Raw genomic sequence first — 19,947 nt, forward strand, 5'->3', positions numbered from 1 at the left:
AGTCGAGCCGATGAAGTGTAGCCAGCGAAGCGCTTGCTCTAGACCTGACGGTACTTTGGACGGTAAATCGCCGATTCGAGCCCTTGGCTCCCTCGGCTATTGATCATTGAGTGGGAATAGGGCGATCTGCAGCGGGGCGGGTGTCGTCGCACGGCAGCTTTGCCTCGTCAGATCAGATCGGCGCGGGTTGACAACGACTTGCGGTGGTGCCTCGATTGAATATAAGATAACGCGAATTATTATCATTCGCGGTATTTTTGATCGAACCATCCCATGGATTCAATTGCCGCCCGCCTTTGGGTTTGGCCGGTCGTTCTGGGTGTCTTGACGGCTACCGGCCTCGTGTCGGCGTTGTTGTCGGATGCCTGGGGCGACGTGTGGTCGTGGTTCGCGCTCAGTGTGCCGGTTGCGGTCATGACTTGGCATGGCGCACGCCGACGCGTGCGGCCCGCCACCGATCGAACCCCCTAAGGAACAGACGATGAGAACACTCGCCCCCGTGGCGCTGGCTGCGGCTATGGCCTGTCAGCTCCCCGCCGCGTACGCGCAATCCGAAACGCCATCGGCCCCGGCCGACGCGAACGCCACCGTGACGCTGCCGCCGATCACCGTGAAGGCCAGTGCCGACGCCTCGGCGCAAGGGCTGTCCCCGGCGTTTCCGGGCGGGCAGGTGGCGCGCGGCGGGCGCGCCGGCATCCTCGGCACCAAGGACAACCTGGACACGCCGTTCAGCATCACCAGCTACACCAACGAACTGATCCAGGATCGCCAGGCCAGGAGCGTCGGCGACGTGCTGCAGAACGATCCGGGCGTGCGCGTGGCGCGCGGCTTCGGCAACTTCCAGGAGTCGTACTTCATCCGCGGCTTCATCCTCGGCTCCGACGACGTGGCCTACAACGGCCTGTACAACCTGCTGCCGCGCCAGTACATCGCGACGGAATTGTTCGAGCGCGTGGAGGTGTTGCGTGGCGCGTCGGCCTTCCTGTCCGGCGCCACGCCGTCGGGGGGTGGCCTCGGCGGCAGCATCAACCTGCTGCCCAAGCGCGCCTCCAACGAAGACCTGAACCGCGTGACGGTCGGCGCGGCCAGCGGGCCGCAGGGCAGCGCGGCCGTGGACATTTCCCGTCGCTTCGGTCCGGACCGGAGCACCGGCTTGCGCCTGAACGCGGCTTACCGTGATGGTGACACCGCGGTCGACGAGGAAAAGACCCGTCTCGGCCTCGTCTCGTTGGGCGCGGACTGGCGCAGCCGCGACGTGCGACTGTCCGGCGACATCGGCTTCCAGGACAACCGGCTGAAGCGCACCCGCAGCAGCGTGACGCTGGGCGATTTCCTGACGCCGGTGACGGCGATGCCGGCCGTGCCGGACAACGAGACGAACGCATCGCAACCGTGGTCGTACTCGAACGAGAAAGACGTGTTCGGTACCTTGCGCGGCGAAGTCGACCTCGGAGCCGACGTCACGGCATGGGCGGCCTACGGCCTGCGCCGCAGCGACGAGGCCAATTCGCTGGCGAACTTCACGCTGCTCGACCCGGTCAGCGGCGACGGCTACACCTATCGCTTCGACAACACCCGCGAAGACCGCGTCGACACCGGCGAGTTGGGGCTGCGTGGCAAGCTCAGGACGGGCAGCGTGGGTCACGAGTGGGTCGTCTCGGCGTCCTACTTCAGGCTGGAAACGAAGAACGCCTATCTGTTCGACTTCGGCAACCAGCAGGCCACCAATCTCTATCGGCCGGTGCGGTCGCCCGAGCCGGCATTCAGCGCCGGCGCCGGCGGCGGCAACGATCTGGCGTCGCCGGCGCTGACGGCGCGCACCCGCCTCACCAGTCTGGCGCTCGGCGACACCTTGTCGTTCGATGGCGATCGCTTTCTGCTGACACTGGGTGCCCGCCATCAGAACCTGCGCATCGAGAACTACGCCTACACCACCGGCGTCGCTGCACCGGTCTACGACGACAGCCGCGTCAGCCCGCTGGTCGGCGCGGTCTACAAGGCGACGAAGCAGTTGTCGCTCTACGCCAACTACATCGAAGGCCTGAGCAAGGGTGACACCGCGCCGGCCACAGCCAACAATCCGAACGCCATGCTGGCGCCCTATGTCTCCAAGCAGAAGGAGATCGGCGCGAAGTACGAGGCCGATCGCCTGGGCCTGGGTGCAGCGCTCTTCAGCACCGACAAGCCGCGAGCGGTGGGTGGCACCACCGGGACCACGTTCACCGCGGGCGGCGAGGATCGCCACCGGGGTGTCGAGCTGACCGCCTACGGCGAGGCCGTACGCGGCCTGCGTGTGCTGGGCGGCCTGACTTGGCTCGATGCCAAGCAGAAGGAAACCGGCAGTGCGGCCACCGAGGGCAAGCGCACGCTGGGCATTCCCCGCACGCAGGCCAATCTCGGCGTCGAGTGGGACGTGACCGGCGTGCAGGGCCTCGCGCTCGACGCCCGCGTGGTCCGCACCGGGTCGGTCTACGCCGACAGCGCCAACACGTTGCGCGTGCCCGGCTGGACCCGGGTGGATGTGGGGGCGCGCTACCTGTTGGACGTGCAGGACCGCCTGGTGACGCTGCGCGCGCGCATCGACAACCTGACCGACCGTGACTATTGGGCTTCGGTCGGCGGTTATCCGGATGCCGGCTATCTGAACATCGGCGCGCCCCGCACCTTCGTGCTGAGCGCCAGCGTCGACTTCTGAGCGAGGCGGCTGCATGCTCGACGCCCGCGCGATCCGCACCTGGACCTGGCTGCACAAGTGGAGCAGCCTGGTCTGCACGGTGTTCATGCTGCTGCTGTGCCTCACCGGCCTGCCGCTGATCTTCCACCACGAGATCGGCCACCTGCTCGGCACCGAGGTCGAGGCGCCGCCGATGCCGGCCGGCACCCCCTACGCCAACCTGGACCGCGTGCTGGAAGTCGCGCGGGCGCGCCACCCCGAGCGCGTGGTGCAGTTCGCCTCGCAGCCCGAGGACAGCACCGACCTGTGGTTCGTCACGCTCACGCCCACGCCCGCGCCGACCGAGGACTTCAAGTCGGTGGCAGTCGACGCGCGCACGGCCGAGGTGCTGGCCGAGCCGAAGTTCGACGAGGGCTTCATGCACGTGATGTTCAAGCTGCACGTCGACCTGTTCGCGGGCCTGCCGGGAACGCTTTTCCTCGGGTTCATGGGGCTGCTGCTGCTCGTGGCCATCGTCAGCGGCGTGGTGCTGTACGCGCCCTTCATGCGCAAGCTGCGCTTCGGCGAGGTGCGGCGCGAGCGGTCCGCGCGCGTCAAATGGCTGGACCTGCACAACCTGCTGGGCATCGTGACGCTGGTCTGGGCCTTCGTGGTCGGGGCCACCGGCGTCATCAACACCTGGGCCGACCCGCTGGTGAAGTACTGGCAGTACGACCAGCTCGGTGCACTGCTCGCGCCCTACCAGGGCCAGCCGCCGGTATCCGTGGGCGAGCGCGGTTCGGTCCAGCGCTCGCTGGACGGCGCGCTGGCGCACGCGCCGGGCCGCAAGCTGTCGTTCATCGCCTTCCCGGGCACGGCCTTCTCGAGCCCGCACCACACCACCTTCTTCCTGCGGGGGGATGAGCCGCTCACGTCCAAGCTGCTGCAACCCGTGCTCGTCGACGCGAAGACCACCGAGGTCACCGCGGCGCCGGCGCTGCCGTGGTACCTGACCGCGCTGCTGGTGTCGCAACCGCTGCACTTCGGCGACTACGCCGGCCTGCCGATGAAGATCCTTTGGGCGCTGCTGGACATCGCCACCATCATCGTGCTCGGCAGTGGCCTGTACCTGTGGCTGCAACGCAAGCAACCCAGACCACTGGCCGACGAGGCCGGCGTGGCGCAGCCCGCTACTTGACGCGCTGCTTCTCGAGCTTGCGCGCCAGCGTGCGCCGGTGCATGCCGAGCCGGCGCGCGGTCTCGGAGATGTTGAAGCCGGTCTCGGCCAGGGTCTCGTGGATGCGCTCCCACTCCAGCGTCTTGATGGAGCTGGCGCGCTGCGTCAGGTCGACCTCGGCGTTGCCCTCGGCGCGCCCGAAGGCCGCCTCGATGTCGTCGGTGTTGGAGGGCTTGGCCAGGTAGTGGCAGGCGCCGAGCTTGATGGCTTCCACGGCGGTGGCGATGCTGGCGTAGCCGGTCAGCACGACGATCAGCATCTCGGGGTCGTGCGCGTGCAGCGTGCGCACGCAGGCCAGGCCGGAGCCGCCGCCGGCCAGCTTGAGATCGACCACCGCATAGCCCGGCGTGCGCTCCCGCAGCAGCGCCGCGACCTGTTCCAGATTCGCCGCCAGCAGCACCGTGTAGCCGCGGCGCTCGAACGAGCGGCCCAGTGTGCGGGCGAAGGAGGCATCGTCCTCGACGATCAGCAGCAGCCGCTCAACGTCCATGGGCTTCCGGTTCCTCGAGCGTGATCGCTGACAGCGGCAGCCGTATTGTGACGATCGCGCCACCGCTCGAGCGGTTGCGCGCAGCGACGGTACCGCCCAGCGTGCGCACGACGTTGACCACCAGGAACAGTCCCAGGCCGCCCCCGGGTCGCCCCTTGCTCGACTGGTAGGGCTTGCCGAACTGCGCCAGCATCTCCGGCGCGAAGCCGGGTCCGGTGTCCTTGACGGTCAGCACCAGCGTGTCGCCGTCGCGGTCGACATCCAGGCCGACCCAGCGTGGCGAGGCCTCGAGCGCGTTGTCGAGCAGGTTGTGCAGGGTCTGCTTGACGGCCGAATCCGAGACGATCGGCGGGTCGTCGTCGCCGAAGCGGTTCGCATAGGTCAGCGTGACGGCGGGTCGCGTGGTGCGCCATTCGGCCAGCAGGTCGTCCAGGAAGCGACCCAGCGTGGTGGCCACCGAGGCCTCGCCGCGCGCCTTGCCGGCCGACAGCAGGATACCGCTGACGATCGCCTTGCAGCGCTCGATCTGCGTCTGCATCTCGCAGACCTCGCCGTGCAGTTCGGGGTCGGAGGTGAAGTGCGGCAAGTGGCGCCAGTCGCCGAGGATCACCGACAGCGTCGACAGCGGCGTGCCGAGCTCGTGGGCCGCGCCGGAGGCGAGCAGCCCCATGCGCACGATGTGGTCCTCCTCGGCTGCGCGCTGGCGCAGTGCGGCGAGCCGGGCGTCACGGTGGCGCAGGTTGCGCTCGATGCGGGTGACGAAGGTGACCAGCAGCGCCGCGTCGAGCACGAAGCAGATCAGCAGGCCGCGGATGTAGGGGCTGGCGAGACCGCCCCCGGGGTCGAGCGGGATCGGCAGCGGGCGGTGCAGGCTGGTGAGGGCGACGACGCAGCCTCCGGTGATCGCCACCAGCGTCCAGATCGACGCCGTCTCCAGCAGCACGGCTCCCAGGATCACCTGCAGCAGGAACAGGAAGACGAAAGGGTTGCCGGTCCCGCCGCTCAGAGAGAGCTGGACCGTCAGCGCGCCGACGTCGACCAGCAGCGCGACGAAGAGCTCGCGGTCGGACACCCGCTGGCGCGATCGCCAGCGAGCCTGACTCGCGACGTTGAACGCGACCAGGCAGGCCAGCGTCGCCGCCATCTGCTCCAGCGGCAGCCGGATCCCGAAGCCGAAGTGCACGACCGCGATCGTCGCCACCTGGCCCACCACCGCGATCCACCGCAGCTGGATCAGCTGCTGCATGTTGTTCAGGCCGGTCGAGGTGTCGACGATCGCGGCGCGAGCGCCGGTCGTCGCCGCGTCAAGCTTGCGGCGCATCGCGCTCTCCTGCGGGGACGGCTGCTGCGCCGCGGCGGCGGCGAGCGTCGTGCACCACCCACAGTACCGCGCCGGCAACCATGAACGCCAGCGCAAACCAGGTCAGTGCGTACACGAGGTGGTTGTTGGCAAAGCGGATCACCGTGAGCCCGCCGACCGGCCCGTCGCCGTCCGGCACCGGCGCGGCGCCGGCGTCCGCGTCGACGAAATAGGGTGCAATCTGGCCCAGGCCGTGGGCGCGAGCGATGCCGGCCACGTCGCGCGAGGTCCAACGGTCGGCCGCAGGGTCGTTGCGGCGCAGGAAACCGCCGCCCGGTTCGCTCAGCCGCAGCAGTCCGGTCACGACGATCTCGTCGCCCGCAGCCGCCGCCGGCGCGCGCCAGCCGGGCGGCACGAAGCCGCGGTTCACCAGCACCACGCTGCCATCGGCCTGCCGCAGCGGCGTCAGCAGCCAGTGACCCGCGCCGAGCACGGTGACCGCCTGCACGCGCGTGGCCTGCGCGTGCAGGTAGCCGTCCGGCGAGCCGGACGCGGCGGTACTCGTCGGTGGCCGCAGTGACCTCGGGCCAGCGTGCGCGCTCGGGCGCCGCGACCGGCGCCGCGTGCACGCGCTGCTCGACGCGCTCGATCAGGTCGAGCTTCCAGGCGCGCCGCTGGAGCTGCCAGCCGCCGAGCGCGGTGAACACGACGAAGGCCGCCAGGGCCGCGGCCGCGACAACCAGGCGCACGTGCGTCGATCGGCCGGCGTCGGGCGCGGCAGCGTGCCGGCCCGCCGGGCTCAAGGCATGTTGCGCACTTCGTGCATCGACGCCGGCATCATGTTGTGGTTGAGGTGGTACATCACCCACAGCGAGCCGCTCAGCGTGATCACGACGAGCACGAGCGTGAAGATCAAGGCCAGGATCGTCCATCCGCCTTCGGACTTTGCGTTCATGTGCAGGAAGTAGACCATGTGGACGACGATCTGCACCGCGGCGAAGCCGAGGATGACGAGGGCCGTGAGGCCCGACGAGGCGATCACCTTGCCCATCACCAGCCAGAACGGGATCGCGGTCAGCACCAGCGACAGCATGAATCCGATGACATAGCCCTTCAGCGAGCCGTGGCCGGCCTCGTCGCCCTCGTGGCCGTCGTGGTGGTGCGTATCGACCGGCGCGCTCATGGCAGCACTCCCATCAGGTAGACGAAGGTGAAGACGCCGATCCAGACGACATCGAGGAAGTGCCAGAACATCGACAGGCACATCAGGCGGCGCCGGTTCTCCGCGACCAGGCCGTGGCGACCGACCTGGACCATCAGCGTGACCAGCCACACCACGCCGAAGCTCACGTGCAGCCCGTGCGTGCCGACCAACGTGAAGAACGAGGACAGGAAGGCGCTCCGCTGCGGCACCGCGCCCTCGTGGATCAGGTGCGCGAACTCGTAGAGCTCCAGGCCGATGAAGCCCGCGCCGAACAGTCCGGTGATCGCGAGCCACAGCAGCGTCGCGCCCTGGCGGCGGCGCTGCATCTCGATCATCGCGAAGCCGTAGGTGATCGAGGACAGCAGCAGCAGCGAGGTGTTAATCGCCACCAGCTTCAGGTCGAACAACTCCGCGCCGCTCGGGCCGCCGGCATAGCTGCGGCCTAGCACGCCGTGCACCGCGAACAGGCAGGCGAAGATGAGGCAGTCGCTCATCAGGTAGAGCCAGAAGCCGAGCAGCGTGCCGTTCTCGACATGGTGCTCGCCGACGACGTGGAAGCGCGGCGTGGCTGTCGCGCCGGCGGTGCCCGGCAGCGCCGGGGCGAGGGTGGCGGTATCAGACATGGGCGGCAGCGAGCAGGCGGGTGCGGGCTCCCTCGACGCGGGTCACCTCGTCGGCCGGGATGTGGAAGTCGCGGTGGTAATTGAAGGTGTGCACGATCACCGCCACCATCAGCACGGCGAAGGCGACACCGGCCAGCAGCCACATGTGCCAGACCAGCGCGAACGCGCAGACCGCCGCGATCGCCGAGATCACGAAGCCGGCGCCGGTGTTCTTCGGCATGTGGATCGCGGTGTAGCCGTTGAGCGGCCGTGCGTAGCCGCGCGACTTCATGTCGTGCCAGGCGTCGTTGTCGTGCACGATCGGCGTGAACGCGAAGTTGTAGGCCGGCGGGGGCGAGGCGGTCGACCACTCCAGCGTGCGGCCGTCCCAGGGGTCGCCCGTCGTGTCGCGCAGCGCGTGGCGGCGACGGAAGCTCACCACCAGCTGGATCAGGAAGCAGGCGATGCCCAGCGCGATCAGCACCGCGCCGAAGGCGGCGATCTGGAACCAGATCTGCAGCGAGCTGTCCTCGAAGTGGCTGACGCGGCGTGTCACGCCCATCAGACCCAGCACGTACAGCGGCATGAAGGCGAGGTAGAAGCCGCTCAGCCAGAACCAGAACGAGCACTTGCCCCAGAACGGATCGAGCTTGTAGCCGAAGGCCTTGGGATACCAGTAGGTGATGCCGGCCAGCAGGCCGAACAGCACGCCGCCGATGATCACGTTGTGGAAGTGCGCGATCAGGAACAGGCTGTTGTGCAGCACGAAGTCGGCCGGTGGCACCGCGAGCAGCACGCCGGTCATGCCGCCGATCACGAAGGTGACCATGAAACCCACGGTCCACAGCATCGGCACCTCGAAGCGGATGCGGCCGCGGTACATCGTGAACAGCCAGTTGAAGATCTTCGCGCCGGTCGGGATCGAGATGATCATCGTCGTGATCCCGAAGAAGGAGTTGACGCTGGCGCCCGAGCCCATCGTGAAGAAGTGGTGCAGCCAGACCAGGTAGGACAGGATCGTGATGACCACCGTCGCGTAGACCATCGAGGCGTAGCCGAAGAGGCGCTTGCCGGAGAAGGTGGACACCACCTCGGAGAAGATGCCGAACACCGGCAGCACCAGGATGTAGACCTCGGGGTGGCCCCAGATCCAGATGAGGTTCACGTACATCATGGCGTTGCCGCCGAGGTCGTTCGTGAAGAAGTTCGTGCCGACGTAGCGGTCCAGCGAGAGCAGCGCCAGCACGGCGGTCAGCACCGGGAAGGCCGCGACGATCAGCACGTTGGTGCACAGCGCGGTCCAGGTGAAGACCGGCATCTTCATCAGCGTCATGCCCGGCGCGCGCATCTTGACGATGGTGGCGATCAGGTTCACGCCGGAGAGCAGGGTGCCGACCCCGGCGATCTGCAGCGACCAGATGTAGTAGTCGACCCCCACGTCGGGGCTGAAGGCGATGCCCGACAGCGGCGGGTAGGCCAGCCAGCCGGTCTTGGCGAACTCGCCGACGAACAGCGACACCATCAGCAGGCCGGCGCCGAAGGTCGTCATCCAGAAGCTGAAGTTGTTCAGGAACGGGAAGGCCACGTCGCGGGCGCCGATCTGCAGCGGCACGACGAAGTTCATCAACCCGGTGACCAGCGGCATGGCCACGAAGAAGATCATGATCACGCCGTGGGCCGTGAAGATCTGGTCGTAGTGGTGCGGCGGCAGGTAGCCCAGGTTGTCGCCGAAGGCGATGGCCTGCTGGGCCCGCATCATCAGGGCGTCGGCGAAGCCGCGCAGCAGCATCACCAGGCCCAGGATGATGTACATGATCCCGATCTTCTTGTGGTCGATGCTGGTGATCCAGTCACGCCACAGCGTTCCCCAGGCGCGGAAGCAGGTCAGCGCGCCGAGGACCGCGATGCCGCCCAGCACCACCATCGCGAAGGTCGCGAGCAGGATGGGCTCGTGCAGCGGGATGGCGTCCCAGGTCAGGCGGCCGAACAGGAGCTTCGTCGTATCGGGATGGTCGAACATCGTGGGTGCGGGGCCAGGGGGATCGGTCGGCGAGGCGGGGGGGCGCGGGCCGGCTCAGGGGGTCGCGACGAACGCGGGACGCGTGGCGGCGTCGGTGGCGACGAGTGGTGCATCGGCATCGGCCACGGTGCAGACCGCGTCCGGGCCGTTCGGCAGCGCGTTCGCGCCGGCGCCGCGGCGCGCGTCCAGGGCCATGATCTGCTTCATGCACAGCGTGCCGGGCTCGACGCAGCGGTCGACGATGGCGTCATAGAGGTCGGGGGCGACGCGGGCGTAGCGGCGCGCCGGTTCGCGCTCGCTGGGCTTCTCGAGCTGAAGGTAGGCGGTGCGGTCGAGCGTGCCCCGGCCCGCGCGGGTGGCGTCGACCCAGCGATGGAAATCCTGCGGCGCCATGCCGCGGAAGGTGAAGCGCATGCCGGAGAAGCCCGCGCCGCTGTAGTTGGCCGAGAAGCCTTCATAGTCGCCCACCCGGTTGATCACCGCGTGCAGCTTGGTCTCCATGCCGGGCATCGCGTAGATCTGGCCGGCCAGCGCGGGGATGTAGAACGAATTCATCACCGATGACGAGGTGATCTTGAAGCGGATCGGCACGTCGACCGGCGCGGCCAGTTCGTTGACGGTGGCGATGCCCTGCTCGGGGTAGATGAACAACCACTTCCAGTCGAGCGCCACCACCTCGACGGTCAGCGTCGGCGTGTCCGGCGCGACCGGGCGCTGCGCGTCGATGCGCTGCAGCGGACGGTAGGGATCCAGCGTGTGGGTGCTGATCCAGGTCACGGCACCGAGGGCGATGATGATCAGCAGCGGCGCGGCCCAGATCACCAGCTCGAGCTGGGTGGAGTGGTCCCAGTCGGGGGCGTAGGTGGCCGCCTTGTTCGATGCGCGGTAGCGCCAGGCGAACAGCAGCGTCAGCACGATCACCGGCACGATGATCAGCAGCATCAGCACCGTGGAGACCACGATCAGGCGGCCCTGCTGGGCGGCGATGTCGCCGGACGGGTTCAGCAGCACGGTGTCGCAGCCGGCGAGCAGGGCGAGCGGGGCGAGCGCGAGCAGCAGACCGCGGAGTGACTTGAGTGGGCGCATGCGAGGGCGTGAGAGGTTCGGCGCCGCGGACCACGGACGGGGCGGCGCGGGCGCAATGTAGAGGCCCCGGCGCGTGCCGGCGATTGGACGTTTTGTCCTATGGCGGCCGGCGCCGCGCCATGCGAACCTGCGTCACCGTCCCGTCAAGCCGCCGTCCCGGGTCGCCCGGAGGCCGTCCGTCCGATGTCCAGCTTCAGCCACGCCCAGCCCCACCTGCCGTCGTCCAGCGCCGCCGAGCGCGACGCGCGGCAGCGCTCCGCCGATCACCAGAAGGTCGCTCCCGGCGAGATCGCGGTGGGCGTGGTCATCGGCCGCGCGTCCGAGTACTTCGACTTCTTCGTCTACGGCATCGCCTCGGTGCTGGTGTTCCCGGCGTTGTTCTTCCCCTTCGTCGACCGCCTGCAGGGCACGCTGTACGCCTTCGTGGTGTTCTCGTTCGCCTTCATCGCGCGGCCGCTCGGCACCGTGCTGTCGATGGCCATCCAGCGGCGCTGGAGCCGCGGCACCAAGCTCACGGTGGCGCTGTTCCTGCTGGGCACCTCGACCGCCGGCATCGCCTTCCTGCCCGGCTACCAGACGCTGGGCGCGGCCTCGATCGTGCTGCTGGCGCTGTTCCGCATCGGCCAGGGCGTGGCGCTGGGCGGGTCCTGGGATGGGCTGCCCTCGCTGCTGGCGCTCAATGCCCCGCCCGAGCGTCGCGGCTGGTACGCCATGCTCGGACAGCTCGGCGCGCCACTGGGCTTCATGCTCGCCAGCGGCCTGTTCGCCTACCTGGTGGCGAGCCTGTCGACCGCCGACTTCCTGGCCTGGGGCTGGCGCTACCCGTTCTTCGTGGCCTTCGCGATCAACGTGGTGGCGCTGTTCGCGCGGCTGCGGCTGGTCGTCACCCACGAATACGAACGCCTGCTCGACGAGCGCGAACTCGAGCCCATCGGCGTGCTCGAACTGGTCCGCAGCGAGGGCCACAACCTGGTGATCGGGGCCTTCGCGGCGCTCGCCAGCTACGCGCTGTTCCATCTGGTGACCGTGTTTCCGCTGTCGTGGGTCACGCTCTACTCGCAGCAGTCGGTGGCCGGCTTCCTGACCATCCAGATCTTCGGCGCCGCACTGGCGGCCGGTGGCATCGTCGCCTCGGGCTGGATCGCCGACCGCATCGGTCGGCGCAGCACGCTGGGCGCTTCGGCGGTGCTGATCGGCATGTTCAGCGGCTTCGCGCCCACGCTGCTGGGCGGTGGCCCGCTGGGCCAGGACGTGTTCATGCTGATCGGCTTCGCGCTACTGGGGCTGTCCTACGGCCAGGCGGCCGGCGCGGTGACCTCGAACTTCTCGTCGAAGTACCGCTACACCGGCGCCGCGCTGACCGCCGACCTGGCCTGGCTGATCGGCGCGGCCTTCGCGCCGCTGGTCGCGCTGGGGCTGTCGGCCCACTTCGGACTGGCCTACGTCAGCATCTACCTGCTGTCGGGCGCGGCCTGCACGCTGGCCGCATTGAGCCTCAACCGCGCGCTGGGCCCTCGCGACTGAGCCTGCGCCGGCGTCCGGCGCGCTCGCTTTCCTCCATCGACGGTGGCCCGATCGGCCGCCGCCCGCAGCACAATGCAGCCCATGCCGGTCCCGGGGCGGGCCGGTGACCGATCTCATCGTGCGAGGAGAAGACCCCGATGGAGTACGTTCCGCTCGGCCGGACCGGGCTGAAGGTGTCCCGGCTGTGCCTGGGCTGCATGACGTATGGCGTGCCGGAGCGTGGCACCCACCCCTGGACGCTGGACGAGGCGCAGAGCCGCCCCCTGATCCGGCGCGCGCTCGACCTGGGCATCAACTTCTTCGACACCGCCAACAGCTACTCCGATGGCACGTCGGAAGAGTTCGTCGGCCGTGCCCTGCGCGAGCTGGCCCGGCGCGATGAGATCGTGCTCGCCACCAAGGTGTACTTCCCGTCGCGGCAGGCCCCCAACGTCGGCGGTCTGTCGCGCAAGGCCATCCTGACGGAGATCGACAACAGCCTGCGCCGGCTGGGCACCGACTACGTGGATCTGTACCAGATCCATCGCTGGGACTACGGCACGCCGATCGAGGAGACGCTGGAGGCGCTGCACGACGTGGTGAAGGCCGGCAAGGCGCGCTACATCGGCGCGTCGTCGATGTACGCATGGCAGTTCGCCAAGGCCCTGCACACCGCCGAGCGCCACGGCTGGACGCGCTTCGTGACGATGCAGAACCACCTCAACCTGATCCATCGCGAGGAGGAGCGCGAGATGCTGCCGCTGTGCCGCGACGCCGGCATCGGCGTGCTGCCATGGAGCCCGCTGGCGCGCGGCCGTCTCACCCGCGACTGGACCGAAGGCAGCGGGCGCATGACGACCGACGAGGTCGGCAAGCGGCTCTACCTCGAGCGCACGGCCGAGTCGGACCGGCAGGTGGTCGAGGCGGTGGCCCGGGTGGCCACGGCCCGCGGCGTGCCCTGGGCACAGGTGGCGCTGGCCTGGGTGGCGCAGCAGGCCGGCGTGACCGCGCCGATCATCGGTGCGTCGAAGCTGCAGCACCTGGACGATGCGGTCGCGGCGCTGTCGCTGCGCCTCGCGCCCGAAGAGCTGCAGGCGCTGCAGGCCCCGTACATTCCGCATGCGATCGCCGGCTTCGAGTGAGCGGCGATCCGGACCACGGCGGAGAACAGGAGAGAACGGCGCATGCGCATGGTGTTCGGGGTGCTGGGATTGCTGGTCGCGCTGGCGATCGTGGGTTCGCTGGTGAAGCGGCAGCTGCAGGCCGTCGGCGCGCCGGTGCGGCCCGAGGCGGCCAGTGCCGCCGGCGTGGCGCTGCCGGCCGGCACGGGCACGCCGGCTCAGCAGTCGCAGCAGTTGCAGCGCCGCGTCGCCGACGACGTGAACCGGCTGATGCAGCAGGTCCCGGCCCGCGTCGAGGGCGCCAACCCGTGAGGCCCGCTGCATGAGCGATTCCGCCGAACAGGCGCGCAAGGACGAGGCCGCGATGCGGCTCGCGCTCGACCAGGCGCAGAACGCCTGGCTGGTGGGCGAGGTGCCGGTCGGTGCGGTGATCGTGCGAGAGGTCGACGGTGTGCACCAGGTCGTGGCGACCGGCTACAACCGCCCGATCACCACCCACGACCCGACCGCGCACGCCGAGATCGTCGCGCTGCGCCACGCCGCGCAGCTGCTCGGCAATTACCGCCTGCCGGACTGCGAGCTGTACGTGACGCTGGAGCCCTGCGCGATGTGCGCGATGGCGCTGGTGCACGCGCGCTTCAAGCGCGTGGTGTACGCCGCCGCCGACCCCAAGACCGGCGCGGCCGGTTCGGTGATCGACCTGTTCGCGCAGCGGCAGCTGAACCACCACACCGCGGTGCAGGGCGGCGTGCTGGCCGACACCTGCGGCCAATTGCTGCGCGAGTTCTTCGCCGAGCGGCGTGCGCAGGCGCGCCGCGAACGCAACGAGTCGTCCGCCGCTCCGGCAGCGCCGGCCGCGGGCGCCCCTGAAACCGACTACAACATCGTCGAGGTGATCGAGATGCAAGACACGATGCCTGGCGACCTGACGGACCTTTGATGCACGCCCCCCACTCGCACGACCACGATGGTCACGACCACGACCATGAGGCACCGGCACGCAGCCTGACGATCCACTCGCCGTCGGGCGTGGTGGCGCAGGGCGCGGCGCTCACCCGGGCGCAGCGCCACCTGCGCCGGCTCGGCTTCGACGCCCACGTCGACGACTCGGCGCGCGCCCGCTCGCAGCGTTTCGCCGGCGATGACGACACGCGCCTCGCGGCGCTGCACCGCGTGGCGCGCGACGGCCGCGACATCGCGCTCGCCTCGCGCGGCGGCTACGGCCTCACGCGCCTGCTCGACCGCATCGACTACCCGCTGATCGCGCAGTCCATCGACGCCGGCAAGCGCTGGGTCGGCTACAGCGACCAGACCGCCTTCCAGCTCGCGGTGCTGGCCCACACGCAGCGCCCCACCTGGGCCGGCCCGCTGGCCTGCGACGACTTCGGCCGCACGCCGGAGCAGGGCGGCGTCGACGACATCACCGAGGCCTGCTTCGCCGAGGCGATGCGAGGCGAACTGGAGGCCATCGGCTTCCGCACCGAGGTCGGCTTCGACGGCCTGCAGGCGCGAGGCACGCTGTGGGGCGGCAACCTGTGCGTGCTGCTGTCGCTGCTGGGCACGCCGCACTGGCCGCGCGTCAAGGGCGGCATCCTGTTCCTCGAGGACGTGAACGAGCATCCCTACCGCATCGAGCGCAGCCTGCTGCAGCTGCAGCAGGCCGGCGTGCTGGATGCGCAGAAGGCGGTGGTGCTGGGCGGCTTCACTGACTACCGCAAGTCGCCGCTGGACCGCGGCTACACGCTCAGGAGTGCCGTCGAGCACCTGCGCGGCACGACGCGCACGCCGATCCTGACCGGGTTGCCGTTCGGCCACGTGCCGACCAAGGTCTGCCTGCCGGTCGGGCGTCGGGCCACGCTGGTCGTCGAGGGCCGCGACGCGATGATCGGCTGGGCCTGAGGCGCGGCGCGCGGACCCCCCGCTCGCTACCATCGGGCCTGCCGCCTCCGCTCCGAGCCTGATCCGCCGCCCACCGTGTCGCCGCCGTCGAGTCGCTTCCTCCCCGCGCTGTCCCGGCGGCTGGCGTTGCTGCTGTGCGGCACGGCCCTCGTGGCCGGCTGCAACAACAGCCCGCTGCCGGCCGGCGAGGCGGCCACCAACACGCTGTTCACCGGCTTCCAGGAGAAATCGCCGCGCCACCTGGACCCGACCGCGTCGTACTCGAACGACGAGACCAAGATCACCTACCAGGTCTACGAACCGCTCTACGGCTACCACTACCTGAAGCGGCCCTATCAGCTGGTGCCCAAGGTCGCGGTGGCCGTCGTCGCCCCGAAATACTTCGACAAAGCCGGCCAGCCGCTGCCCGACGACGCGCCGGGCGAGCAGGTCGCACTCAGCGTCTACGAGGTGCCGCTGAAGCACGGCGTGCGCTACGCACCGCACCCGGCGTTCGCCAAGGACGGGCAGGGCCGCTACCGCTACCACACCGACCATGCGCTGACGCGTGCCGAACTCGGCGATCGCCACTCGCCGCTGGATTTCGAGCACCAGGGGACGCGCGAGCTGGTGGCCGACGACTTCGTCTATGCCATCAAGCGCCATGCCAGCACCCGGGTGCAGGCGCCGGTGTTCTCGGTGTTCTCGGCTTATGTGCTGGGGCTCAAGGACTACGGCGCGCTGCTGCACGCCGAGGACAGCAAGCTGCTCGCCGGCCTGCCCGCGTCGGCGCTCGACAAGCCATTCCTTGACCTGCGCAGGTTCCCGCTGGCCGGCGCGGAGGCGCCGGACCCGCACACGCTGCGCATCCGCATCCTCGGCAAGTACCCGCAGTGGCCGTACTGGATGGCGATGACCTTCCTTGCCCCTATCCCCTGGGAGGCCGATGCCTTCTATGCCCAGCCCGGCATGGCGGGCCAGGGCATGAGCCTGGAGACCTGGCCGGTCGGCACCGGCCCCTACATGGCGACGGTCTACGAGCAGGACCGCCGCCACGTGCTGGAGCGCAACCCGAACTACCGGCAGGACGACCTGTATCCCTGCGAGGGCGCGCCGGACGATACGCCCGAGCTGCTGGCCGACTGCGGCCAACGCATGCCCTTCGTCGACCGCCTCGTGTTCCGTGCCGAGAAGGAGAAGGTGCCGATCAAGTCGAAGTTCATCCAGGGCTATTCCGACGTGCCGGAGATCGAGCGCCCCGAGTGGGGCATCGAGTTCCATGCCGACGCCGACGACTCCGAGGCGACGCGGCGGCTGTTCGCCGAGCGCGGCTTCCGCTTCCCGCGCGCGGTCGACGTGTCGAACTGGTACGTCGGCTTCAACTGGCTCGATCCGGTGATCGGCAAGGGCGACACGCCGGAGCAGCAGGTGAAGAACCGCAAGCTGCGGCAGGCGCTGTCGATCGCGATCGACTGGGAGGAGTACGTGCGCGTGTTTCCGAACAAGGGCGGCGAGCCGGCCCACGGCCCGCTGCCGGCCGGCATGTTCGGCTCGCGCCACGGCACGCCGGCCGGCTTCAACCCGGTCACGCATGTGCAGGTGAACGGCGGGATCAAGCGGCGACCGCTCGCCGATGCCGAGCGCCTGATCGCCGAGGCCGGCTATCCGGGCGGTCGCGACGCGACGAGCGGTCGGCCGCTGGTGCTGAACTACGACTACCAGCGCATCCCGACGCCCGAGCTCAAGGCCGAGATGGACTGGATGGTCAAGCAGTTCGCGAAGCTCGGCGTCACGCTGGAGATCCGCGCGACCGACTACAACCAGTTCCAGGACAAGATGCGCAAGGGTCGGCAGCAGGTGTTCTGGTGGGGCTGGCTGGCCGATTACCCGGACGCCGAGAACTTCCTGTTCCTGCTCTACGGCCCGAACGCCAAGGCCGGGAACGACGGCGAGAACGCCGCCAACTACGCCAACGCCGAGTACGACCGGCGCTACGAGCGCCTGCGCCTGCTCGACGACGGGCCGCAGAAGCAGCAGCTGATCGACGAGATGGTGGCCCTGCTGCGCGAGGACGCGCCCTGGACCTTCGGCTTCTTCCCGTACTCGGCCAGCGCCTTCCAGCCCTGGGTGCACAACGGCAAGCCCGGCGTGATGGTGCGCGACATGGCGCGCTACTACCGGGTCGACCCGGCGCTGCGCGTCGCGAAGCAGGCCGAGTGGAACCGGCCGCAGTGGTGGCCGCTGGGATTGATGGCGTTGGCCGCGCTCGCCGTGGCTTGGCTGGCGCGCCGGGTGTTCATGGCCCGCGAGCGCAGCACCGCGCGAGGCCGCAGGGCCACCGGCGCGCGCGCGGGGGAGGGCGCCGGAGCATGACCGCCTACGCACTGCGCCGTCTGGGCTATGGGCTGCTGGTCCTGCTCGGCGTCAACCTGTTCACCTTCTTCCTGTTCTTCACCGTCAACACGCCGGACGACATGGCGCGGCTCAACATCGGCGGCAAGCGCGTCACCGCCGAGCAGGTCGACAAGTGGAAGGCCGAGCGCGGCTACGACAAGCCGCTGTACTGGAACGCCGCGGAAACCGGCACCCGGCAGGCCACGAACACCATCTTCTGGGAGCGCTCGGTCAGCCTGTTCGCGCTCGACTTCGGACGCGCCGACGCCGAGTCGGCCGGCGACATCGGCACGCAGATCAAGAGCCGCATGGCGGCGAGCCTGCAGCTCGCGCTGCCGCTGTTCATCCTGCAGGTGATCGTGAGCACGCTGTTCGCGCTGCTGCTGGTGTTCTTCCGCCATTCGCGGCTCGACTTCTGGGGCGTCGTGCTGTGCGTGGTGATGCTGTCGATCTCCAGCCTGTTCTACATCATCGTCGGGCAGTACCTGTTCTCGCGCGTGTTCCGGCTGGTGCCGATCTCGGGCTACTCGCCCGGCTGGGACGCCTGGCGCTTCCTGGTGCTGCCGGTGTGCCTGTCGCTGCTGTCGCGCCTGGGCAGCGAGGCGCGGCTCTACCGCGCGATGTTCCTCGAGGAACTCAACAAGGACTATGTGCGCACCGCCAAGGCCAAGGGCCTGGCCGAGCACGTGGTGCTGCTGCGCCACGTGCTGCGCAACGCGCTGCTGCCCATCATGACCAGCGCCGGTGCCTACCTGCCCTACGTCTTCCTCGGCAGCCTGGTGTTCGAGCGCTTCTTCGACATCCCGGGCCTCGGCGCCTACGTGATCGATGCCATCAGCGGCCAGGATTTCGCGATCGTGCGCAGCATGGTGTTCGTGGGCTCGGTGCTCTACATCGCGTCCTATGTGCTGATCGACATCCTCTACACCTGGGCCGACCCCCGGGTGCGGCTGGGCTGAGGGAGCGAACGGCATGCCCCGACTCGTCTTCCTCTGGACCGACGCGGTGATGCTGCTCCTGGCGCTGGGCGTGACGCTGTACGCTTGGTGGATATGGCGCAATCCGGAGGCGCGGCGGCCCTGGCGCAAGGCCTTCCGCGAGGCGCCGGCGCTGTGTTCCGCGCTGGTGCTTCTGGCCTTCGGGACGGTGGCGCTGCTCGATTCGCTGCACTTCCGCCGCGCCCTGCCGGCAGGCGAGGGGCAGGTGCAGGCCTACAGTCCTCGCGCGGAATCGGTGCTCGATGCGCTGCTGGCGCGCCAGTTCGAGATGCGCGAGGCCACCTACTCGCGGCCGCTGGCCTGGCAGGGCTTCGCGAAGCAGAGCCTGCAGGTGGGCGGCAGCACCGAGCGCGGCTACCCGCGGCTGCAGCATGCCGGCGCCCACCTCCAGGACCCAGCCACGCAATGGGCCGCCGACGTGACGCGGCGCGCGCTGGCCGGGCTGGCCGCCGGCGCCGCTGTCGCGGTGGTCATCGGCGCCGCGCTGGCCGGCGCGATGGCGCGGGCCGGGCGGCGCTCCTTCGCGCAGTCGTTGCGCGCACTGCTGCGCAACGAGACCGACCTGCCCGTGCGCGCGGCCTGGCTCACGCTGGCGGCGATGGCGCTGCTGGCTGGTCCGGTGATCGCGCTGATGGGCCACTACCACGTGCTCGGCACCGACCGCACCGGCAACGACGTGCTGCTGCAGGCGCTCAAGAGCGTGCGCACCGCCTTCGTGATCGGCACGCTGGCGACGATCGCCACGCTGCCGCTGGCCATCGTGTTCGGTGTGGTCGCCGGCTACTTCCGCGGCTGGGTCGACGACCTGATCCAGTATGTCTACACGACGCTGTCCTCGGTGCCCAACGTGCTGCTGATCGCCGCCTGCGTGCTGATGGTGCAGGCCTTCATCGACCAGCATCCGGAGCTGTTCGAGACCGGCGCCGAGCGCGCCGACGTTCGGCTGCTGCTGCTGTGCCTGGTGCTGGGCCTGACCGGCTGGGCCTCGCTGTGCCGGCTGCTGCGCGCCGAGACGCTGAAGGTCCGCGAGCTCGAATACGTGCAGGCAGCCACCGCCTTCGGCGTCGGGCCGCTGCGCATCATGGCGCGCCACATCCTGCCCAACGTGATGCACCTGGTGCTGATCACCACGGTGCTGGAGTTCTCGGCGCTGATCCTCTACGAAGCGGTGCTGAGCTATGTGGGCGTCGGTGTCGACCCGTCGATGAACAGCTACGGCGGCATGATCAACCTGGCGCGCAGCGAGATGAGCCGCGATCCGGTGGTGTGGTGGTCGTTCGCCGCGGCCTTCGGATTCATGGTGACGCTGGTGCTGGCGGCCAACCTGTTCGCCGACGGCGTGCGCGACGCCTTCGATCCGCGCTCACGCAGCTTCCGCGCCCGTGTGCTGCCGGCCGCCGGCAAGTCGGTGCCATGAGCACGCCGGGCCGCCCCGAGGGCGAAAACCGGAGTGCGCAGCAC

The 19,947-nt window shown here is 69.4% G+C and carries 16 protein-coding genes and 1 pseudogene; 10 read left to right on the forward strand and 7 right to left on the reverse strand.

All coding sequences use genetic code 11. The features are described 5' to 3' along the window. The first annotated feature begins 481 nt into the window (after nucleotides 1–481). Nucleotides 482–2,695: a TonB-dependent receptor gene (locus tag MPE_RS08740; protein ID WP_011829333.1), complete on the forward strand. Its 2,214-nt coding sequence runs from the start codon at nucleotides 482–484 to the stop codon at nucleotides 2,693–2,695. Between the two features lie 13 nt (nucleotides 2,696–2,708). Continuing rightward, entirely contained in the window at nucleotides 2,709–3,851 is a 1,143-nt protein-coding gene (locus tag MPE_RS08745; protein WP_011829334.1) for a PepSY-associated TM helix domain-containing protein, read from the forward strand. Here the strand turns inward: MPE_RS08745 and MPE_RS08750 are convergent. From MPE_RS08750 to cyoA, 7 genes and pseudogenes are all read right to left on the reverse strand, one after another. Beyond that, nucleotides 3,844–4,380, reverse strand: coding sequence for a response regulator transcription factor (locus MPE_RS08750; protein WP_011829335.1), 537 nt, complete (start codon nucleotides 4,378–4,380; stop codon nucleotides 3,844–3,846). The two genes, MPE_RS08745 and MPE_RS08750, sit on opposite strands and share 8 nt — an antisense overlap. Continuing rightward, nucleotides 4,370–5,701 carry an ATP-binding protein gene (locus MPE_RS08755; protein ID WP_011829336.1) on the reverse strand — a complete coding sequence of 444 codons (1,332 nt, stop codon included), beginning with the start codon at nucleotides 5,699–5,701 and terminating at the stop codon, nucleotides 4,370–4,372. The genes MPE_RS08750 and MPE_RS08755 overlap by 11 nt, the downstream gene beginning before the upstream one ends. After that, nucleotides 5,685–6,483 (reverse strand): annotated as a pseudogene (locus tag MPE_RS08760) (SURF1 family protein). Before MPE_RS08760 ends, MPE_RS08755 begins: the two are co-directional and overlap by 17 nt. Beyond that, nucleotides 6,480–6,863, reverse strand: coding sequence for a cytochrome o ubiquinol oxidase subunit IV (gene cyoD, locus MPE_RS08765; protein WP_011829337.1), 384 nt, complete (start codon nucleotides 6,861–6,863; stop codon nucleotides 6,480–6,482). The pseudogene MPE_RS08760 and the gene cyoD overlap by 4 nt, the downstream one beginning before the upstream one ends. Then, nucleotides 6,860–7,507 carry a cytochrome o ubiquinol oxidase subunit III gene (gene cyoC, locus MPE_RS08770; RefSeq protein WP_011829338.1) on the reverse strand — a complete coding sequence of 216 codons (648 nt, stop codon included), beginning with the start codon at nucleotides 7,505–7,507 and terminating at the stop codon, nucleotides 6,860–6,862. Before cyoC ends, cyoD begins: the two co-directional genes overlap by 4 nt. Then, complete coding sequence (gene cyoB / locus MPE_RS08775; RefSeq protein ID WP_011829339.1) at nucleotides 7,500–9,506, reverse strand: cytochrome o ubiquinol oxidase subunit I; 2,007 nt, start codon at nucleotides 9,504–9,506, stop codon at nucleotides 7,500–7,502. The genes cyoC and cyoB overlap by 8 nt, the downstream gene beginning before the upstream one ends. Nucleotides 9,507–9,560: 54 nt before the next feature. After that, entirely contained in the window at nucleotides 9,561–10,592 is a 1,032-nt protein-coding gene (gene cyoA, locus MPE_RS08780; RefSeq protein WP_011829340.1) for a ubiquinol oxidase subunit II, read from the reverse strand. A 183-nt stretch (nucleotides 10,593–10,775) separates the two neighbouring features. Between cyoA and MPE_RS08785 the strand changes: the two genes are divergently transcribed. The 8 genes from MPE_RS08785 to MPE_RS08820 all read left to right on the forward strand — a co-directional run bounded on the left by MPE_RS08785 (nucleotide 10,776) and on the right by MPE_RS08820 (nucleotide 19,903). Continuing rightward, nucleotides 10,776–12,116 carry an MFS transporter gene (locus MPE_RS08785; protein ID WP_011829341.1) on the forward strand — a complete coding sequence of 447 codons (1,341 nt, stop codon included), beginning with the start codon at nucleotides 10,776–10,778 and terminating at the stop codon, nucleotides 12,114–12,116. Nucleotides 12,117–12,253: 137 nt separating this feature from the next. Beyond that, entirely contained in the window at nucleotides 12,254–13,237 is a 984-nt protein-coding gene (locus MPE_RS08790) for an aldo/keto reductase (protein ID WP_011829342.1), read from the forward strand. Nucleotides 13,238–13,279: 42 nt separating this feature from the next. Next, nucleotides 13,280–13,528, forward strand: a complete 249-nt coding sequence (locus MPE_RS08795) for a hypothetical protein (protein ID WP_011829343.1) — start codon at nucleotides 13,280–13,282, stop codon at nucleotides 13,526–13,528. A gap of 10 nt (nucleotides 13,529–13,538) precedes the next feature. Beyond that, entirely contained in the window at nucleotides 13,539–14,156 is a 618-nt protein-coding gene (tadA, locus tag MPE_RS08800) for a tRNA adenosine(34) deaminase TadA (protein WP_011829344.1), read from the forward strand. Then, nucleotides 14,156–15,115 (forward strand): LD-carboxypeptidase, encoded by a 960-nt coding sequence (locus tag MPE_RS08805; protein WP_011829345.1) that lies wholly within the window; start codon nucleotides 14,156–14,158, stop codon nucleotides 15,113–15,115. Before tadA ends, MPE_RS08805 begins: the two co-directional genes overlap by 1 nt. A 75-nt stretch (nucleotides 15,116–15,190) precedes the next feature. Then, on the forward strand, nucleotides 15,191–17,467 hold the full coding sequence (locus MPE_RS08810; RefSeq protein ID WP_011829346.1) for an ABC transporter substrate-binding protein: 2,277 nt from the start codon (nucleotides 15,191–15,193) through the stop codon (nucleotides 17,465–17,467). Then, on the forward strand, nucleotides 17,464–18,447 hold the full coding sequence (locus tag MPE_RS08815; RefSeq protein ID WP_011829347.1) for an ABC transporter permease: 984 nt from the start codon (nucleotides 17,464–17,466) through the stop codon (nucleotides 18,445–18,447). Before MPE_RS08810 ends, MPE_RS08815 begins: the two co-directional genes overlap by 4 nt. A gap of 13 nt (nucleotides 18,448–18,460) precedes the next feature. Continuing rightward, the gene (locus MPE_RS08820) at nucleotides 18,461–19,903 is read left to right on the forward strand and encodes an ABC transporter permease (protein ID WP_011829348.1); all 1,443 of its coding nucleotides are present in this window, start codon (nucleotides 18,461–18,463) and stop codon (nucleotides 19,901–19,903) included. Nucleotides 19,904–19,947 lie beyond the last annotated feature (44 nt).

The sequence above is a fragment of the Methylibium petroleiphilum PM1 genome (assembly GCF_000015725.1).
Lineage (GTDB): Bacteria > Pseudomonadota > Gammaproteobacteria > Burkholderiales > Burkholderiaceae_C > Methylibium > Methylibium petroleiphilum.